The 5,471-nt window shown below is 39.2% G+C and carries 6 protein-coding genes and 1 pseudogene; 4 read left to right on the forward strand and 3 right to left on the reverse strand.

The window, feature by feature from the left end:
- Positions 1 to 230 (reverse strand): DUF883 domain-containing protein (locus tag ACFIO3_RS08120; protein ID WP_375704295.1); only part of this gene is annotated, 230 nt, incomplete at its 3' end.
- Between the two features lie 468 nt (positions 231 to 698).
- On the opposite strand from ACFIO3_RS08120, the pseudogene ACFIO3_RS08125 reads away from it, so the two are divergent.
- From ACFIO3_RS08125 to ACFIO3_RS08140, 4 genes and pseudogenes are all read left to right on the forward strand, one after another.
- Positions 699 to 896 (forward strand): annotated as a pseudogene (locus ACFIO3_RS08125) (integrase); the annotation flags it as partial.
- Between the two features lie 707 nt (positions 897 to 1,603).
- Positions 1,604 to 2,497, forward strand: a complete 894-nt coding sequence (locus tag ACFIO3_RS08130; RefSeq protein WP_375608123.1) for a MotA/TolQ/ExbB proton channel family protein — start codon at positions 1,604 to 1,606, stop codon at positions 2,495 to 2,497.
- Complete coding sequence (locus ACFIO3_RS08135) at positions 2,494 to 3,081, forward strand: biopolymer transporter ExbD (RefSeq protein WP_375608124.1); 588 nt, start codon at positions 2,494 to 2,496, stop codon at positions 3,079 to 3,081. Before ACFIO3_RS08130 ends, ACFIO3_RS08135 begins: the two co-directional genes overlap by 4 nt.
- Positions 3,082 to 3,901: 820 nt before the next feature.
- On the forward strand, positions 3,902 to 4,108 hold the full coding sequence (locus ACFIO3_RS08140; protein WP_375704296.1) for a hypothetical protein: 207 nt from the start codon (positions 3,902 to 3,904) through the stop codon (positions 4,106 to 4,108).
- A 48-nt stretch (positions 4,109 to 4,156) separates the two neighbouring features.
- On the opposite strand, the gene ACFIO3_RS08145 is transcribed toward ACFIO3_RS08140, so the two are convergent.
- Positions 4,157 to 4,390: a hypothetical protein gene (locus tag ACFIO3_RS08145; RefSeq protein WP_375608125.1), complete on the reverse strand. Its 234-nt coding sequence runs from the start codon at positions 4,388 to 4,390 to the stop codon at positions 4,157 to 4,159.
- Between the two features lie 456 nt (positions 4,391 to 4,846).
- Entirely contained in the window at positions 4,847 to 5,389 is a 543-nt protein-coding gene (gene dut, locus ACFIO3_RS08150; RefSeq protein WP_375608126.1) for a dUTP diphosphatase, read from the reverse strand.
- Positions 5,390 to 5,471: the final 82 nt, after the last annotated feature.

Below are 5,471 nucleotides of genomic sequence, written 5' to 3' on the forward strand. Positions count from 1 at the left end.
TCAAGATCACTGATTTTGTCTTTTGCTTGAGACATCATGTCTTCACCACTTTCTTTCGCTGAGTGATATAGTTTTTCTGCTTTGTCTTTGGCGGCGTTGAATTTGTTTGTCCCCAGATCTGTCAGGGTTGAGGTAATCCCTGAAATTTCATTGCGTAATTTTTCTAACTGTCCTTGTAGATCTTTTTCTGAAGCTGTTTTATTGTGCGGCGTTGTTTTATTCATGGCCATGATATTTTTTCCCTCTCTTGATTCATTATATTTGTATTGGTGTGTTCATAGTGATCATTTGCATTGGAGTGAAAATTTTCACTGCTGGGGTAACGCAAAAAGTTTTTTTTGGTTCCTTTCATTTTGTCGAATTTAAAATTGTTTTTGATAAAATAAATCTCGTCTATAAAATATGCTTTGTCCGTAAAGGGGCTCGTCTGTTGAAAACTGTCTTATATGCTTTTGCAGGAATTTAGCACCATTCTTCAGTTTCTCGTGGCGCAGTTTTTTTATAAAAGTTTTTTAAAAAAAGCAATGTATTGATTTATAATGATAATTTAGCGTAATTCATATTGAATTGAGACGCTCAAATAACGTAAAATTCTCTCATTTCAAATCTGTTTATCTTGCATCAATCAAAACCACTCATTTGCACATAACAAGTGGGATGAGTGGTGTGGATCAAATTTGTATAAGAAAGGATTAAATATGGCTCTTATGAACCGTTTTAAGTGCCAAGGTTTGTCGCAAACATCCACGAGCTGGCAAAGTGTGTGATGGTGCCAGCTTGCTCCTTCATAAGCGTAAAGATGGAGGTGCTCAATAGATTTACCGTTATACCATTCACGGGCGTCGTCGCGAAATGGGATTGGGTGCTCTTTGAGAGATGTTTCTTTAAAAGGCGCAGTAAGATTTGTTTTTTTACTTGGGACAGGAAAAATACATGGTGGTTGCGATTTTGCAGCAGAAAAAAATGCCATTTTTATGCTTTTAAAGCAAAGAATATTGCGGCTTTTTGCTCTCTGTGTATTTGGGGGCAACACGCGCTCCCCATGATACTTTTTGTCAGTTTAAGATATTGCGATAGTTCTTTTTTTAAAACATAAGGTATATTTTTATTTTAGGATAGGAGAGGGACTTCAGTGCACGGGTTGTTAGAGATGTGCATATCCTTTTCTTCAAGAGTTTTATGATATTTTTGCTGCTTGTTTCATGGAAGCGAATATTTTGTTGGCTTTAAAAGAGTTGCTGAAATGAGAGAAGCTTTGCGATATGAGAGATTTATTTAACAGGAATGATGATGAATTGTTTTTATAAATTAAAATATTATATGCGATACTTCTTGTAAGTTTATCATTTTGCCTAATTTATGCAATAAATTGATTGGGTAAGATAAACTTGTTGAATTGTTAGAGAAAAATTTCTTGAGTAATTTCTTTAGAATTAAGAGAGAGCTTATGAAATAAAACTATACTTGATTTATCAAGTTTTATTTTTTAAGAGAAATACAAAAGTGACGTTAAAAGGGTCGTGGCATTGTGGAACAGTGATGCTATGCGGGGTGACGATCCAGCTCATAAATAAAGATAAGAGCACAAGAATGTGAGATAAAAATGGAATCTGAAACAGTCCCTTTAGATAAAACAGTCCCTTTAGATAATACGTCTGCTGTATTGACAGTGCATGATTTTTCTCCTTTTTCTATGTTTATGGCTGCTGATTGGGTGGTGAAAGCTGTTATCATTATTTTGTTACTTGCTTCTCTTATGTCGTGGACAATTGCTTTTGTGAAAATTATTGAGATCACTTTGGCAAAACGAAGAGTTCGTCATGAACTCCAATTGGTTCTTAACGCTCAGACTCTTACACGTTTGGCAGCGAGTTTGAAAGAAAGCAAAGGTGCAGGCGTGTTTTTTCTCAAAGAAGTCCTTAAAGAGGTGTATCTTTCTACACAACAGGTTCATTTTTCTGCTCCTGAAGGGATAAATGAAAGCTCTGGTGAGAGAACTAGCTCAAAGGAAAGTGCACAAACGATTGAAGATATTCTCTTTTATGAGAAGAGCGGTCAATATGAAAATGTTTCCCGTGATATTAATGCGCGTGATGTTCATGAAGGTTTAAAAGAAAGGGTTCACTCGCTTTTGTCGCGTTGCTTGCTGGCTGCTACACGCCGTGTGGCATGTGGAAGCACCGTTCTTGCAACCATTGGTGCAATTGCTCCCTTTGTTGGTCTCTTTGCAACTGTTTGGGGAATTATGAATTCTTTTATTGGAATTGCTCAGTCTCAAACAACGCGATTGGATGTGGTGGCTCCTGGAATTGCCGAAGCTTTATTTGCAACAGCTATTGGGCTTTTTGTAGCTATTCCCGCCGTTGTTATGTATAATAGCCTTATGCGTGCTTTGAATGGTTATCGTAGTGATTTAGGCGATATCGCGGCTGCTCTTGAAAGGCTCTTGAGCCGTGAACTTGATAGACAAAGACAACAGAAAAGTCTTAAAAAATGAAAGCAAGTTTTAATAATGACTGGGAGTCCGATGAGAGTGGGTTGCAGAGCGAAATCAATGTGACCCCTTTTATTGATGTTGTGTTGGTGTTGCTTATTGTTTTTATGGTTGCAGCACCTTTGGCAACATCTGTCATTCCTGTTCAGCTTCCTTCTATCACTCAAGCGCCTTCAGTAGAGCAACCTGATGAGCCTGTTTATGTTACTTTACAAAAAGATCGTTCTCTTTACATTGGTGATCGTCTTGTAGAACAAGGAGCCTTGAGGGAAGCTTTGTTGGGGGAAACTAAGCAAAATTTAGAGACAAAAATTTTAATTAAAGCGGATAGCGAAATTGATTATGGTTTTGTCGTCGATTTACTCAATCAAATACGCATGGCTGGATATCGCAAAATCGGTCTTGTAGGATTGCAAAATTCTCCTCATCTTTCCTCAAGTGGTGTGGTAAATAATAAAAAAACAGGAGTGACAGACAGTGCTGTAGATGGAGAGGGTGGCCATGGGGTGGATCATATGGATGCTCCAATAACAAGTCCTGCGGTAAACGCTAACATTTCTACGATAGAAACTGTTACTGCCCCATGATAACAAAACTGTACAGCTTCTGTTGAAGGAAACAAAGTATTTTCATCAAAGGTGGAGAGCCGATATAGAGTGAAATTGATTGTGGTTTTGTCGTCGATTTACGCAATCAAATACGCATGGCTGGATATCGTAAAATCGGTCTTGTAGGATTGCAAAATTCTTCTCATCTTTCCTCAAGTGATGCGGTAAATAATAAAAACAGGAGTGATTATTGCTTGTAGATGATTTAGGTTGGTGCCATCATACTCTTTGCATCTTTATCGCCCCTTTAATTTCGATGCAACTTTTTGATTTATAATAATAATTCATTGTTTGTATATTGAGTGAGAGTTGCGATTATCGTAGGATTCTCTTATTCCGAACCTGTTTCATGTTGAATCAATCAAAACCATATCTGTTGCTTTACAAGCGGGGAGAGCCCGTGTGGAGTGAAACTGTATAAGACAAGGACTAAAAATGGCTTTTATGAATTGTCTCAAGTGCCAAGGGCTGTCGCAAATATCCACGAGCTGGCAAATGTAATGATGGTGCCGGTTTGCTTCTTCATAAGTAACAAGTTTCGTACGCTGTGTTCATAAGAAGCATTTTTAATCTTTTCTTTCGTTTTTCCCACTCCATTAGCTGTGCTTGTAATTTGCAACAGATATGGTTTTGATTGATTCAATATAAATAGATTTGGAATGAGAGAAACTTGTCGTATTTGGATTTTTCATTAAAGGTGTAAAAAATAAATTTTCCACTTATGCCATAAAAACATCGTTGTTTAGAGCGGTGATATAAGGCATGAAAAGCTTTAGATATTTAAGTGTTTTTAGATATCGTGATCAAGTATTCAGGGCAGGGTTTGTCTCTCGCGCCTTATGAAGTGAACCGCGTAAATGGTCAGCAGATGAAGCTTGCCAAGAGAGGCTGGACTGTTGATTGTCCGGTGACTGGTAGGAATCTTCCTCCTTTGAGGTGTAGGGAGGAGGTCAATCTGATAAATCACTGTGATGTGGAGATTGTATCCATTATAAGCGGTGTGTGAGCTCGAGTTAATGCCAATGTTTTTGTTATGAGAGCGGATGGAAGCATATCAGGTGATAATAAAGTTTTGTATAATGCAAGGAACAACGGTATGGTGGAGAGAGGCTGTTTGTGTGTGATGAGAGGCCAAACAATGGCGCAGACATTGACTTGAATGACCGGTGAGATGACTGTTTGCGCCAGGCGCATTCCCCGTTTTATGCAAGAAGTTTTCTTGGCTACAATTGATGAGAAGACCTTTGACTTTGCCGCGGTCATTACTGTCAATTGTTTTAGGGGGCATGTGATGCACTGTTTTAAAGTTCAAGTCAGAGCGTGGAGGGATGCGTGGCTTTAAAAGCCCAAGGGGTCAATGAAAGAAGGGATCAATGAAAGATGAGATCTGTTGGAATAAGGGCACGCTCTTCAGGTGTAAGAGTGAGCGTTTCTTCTTTTCCAATGGCGGCGTGTAGATTGCGGCGCGTAGATTAAGGCTAGCAGAACCAGTTGTTGTATAATGAGAAAGTTTCCTTGTCTCAACTGCAAGACGCTGAACGGATAACATCACGGGGTATGAAGGCTGAGAAGAGACAAAAGAGAAGAAAGCATGCTTGTTTAGAAGCGCATTTCATGAAAAAGTCTTGGGAGTAAATAAGAGTCTTGGGAGTAAATATATACTTTCTTGGGCTTTAAAAGCCCAAGGTAATCTAGATGCAGACTGTACGGTGTGTTGCTTTAAGAGAAGTGGTTTTTAAGCTTCTTAAGTGTGCCCCGTTGAACCAAAACCTCCTGTTCCACGGCTTTCCATATGGCTTTGAGGACTGTCTTTTTGTTCTGGTTCAATGGCGCAAACATTGACTTGAATAACCGGTGAGATGACTGTTTGCGCAATGCGCATTCCCCGTTGGATTGAAAAGTCTTCTTGGCCCAAATTGATAAGAAGAACTTTGACTTCACCACGGTAGTCACTATCAATCGTTCCTGGAGTGTTGAGGCATGTGATGCCGTGTTTTAAGGCTAAGCCAGAGCGTGGACGTATTTGTGCTTCAAACCCAAGGGATAAATGAAAAATGAGACCTGTTGGAATAAGGGCACGCTCTCCAGGTGCAAGAGTGAGCGTTTCTTCTTCTCCAATGGCGGCGCGTAAATCAAGGCCAGCAGAACCAGCTGTCGCATAATGAGGAAGTTCTAAATCTTGTCCATGTGCAAGACGTTCAACGAATAAAGTTACAGGGTGTGAAGGTTGAGAAGAAACAGGATTTTCTTGGTTGTTGAGAGGTGCGTTGGTTTTAGTGTGCGGCATGATCAAGGCATTTCCAAAATATGAGGTCTAGAAGAAAATGATACTTTAACAAAAGATACCCATAAAACAAGTCGATGAAGGT

Source organism: Bartonella sp. AD328YNZD, assembly GCF_042196425.1.

Bases quoted from the DNA above. Each gene is read 5' to 3' on its own strand.
- ACFIO3_RS08130 (WP_375608123.1), top strand. From the start codon at position 1,604: ATGGAATCTGAAACAGTCCCTTTAGATAAAACAGTCCCTTTAGATAAT.
- ACFIO3_RS08135 (WP_375608124.1), top strand. From the start codon at position 2,494: ATGAAAGCAAGTTTTAATAATGACTGGGAGTCCGATGAGAGTGGGTTG.
- ACFIO3_RS08145 (WP_375608125.1), bottom strand. From the start codon at position 4,390: ATGCCCCCTAAAACAATTGACAGTAATGACCGCGGCAAAGTCAAAGGT.
- dut (WP_375608126.1), bottom strand. From the start codon at position 5,389: ATGCCGCACACTAAAACCAACGCACCTCTCAACAACCAAGAAAATCCT.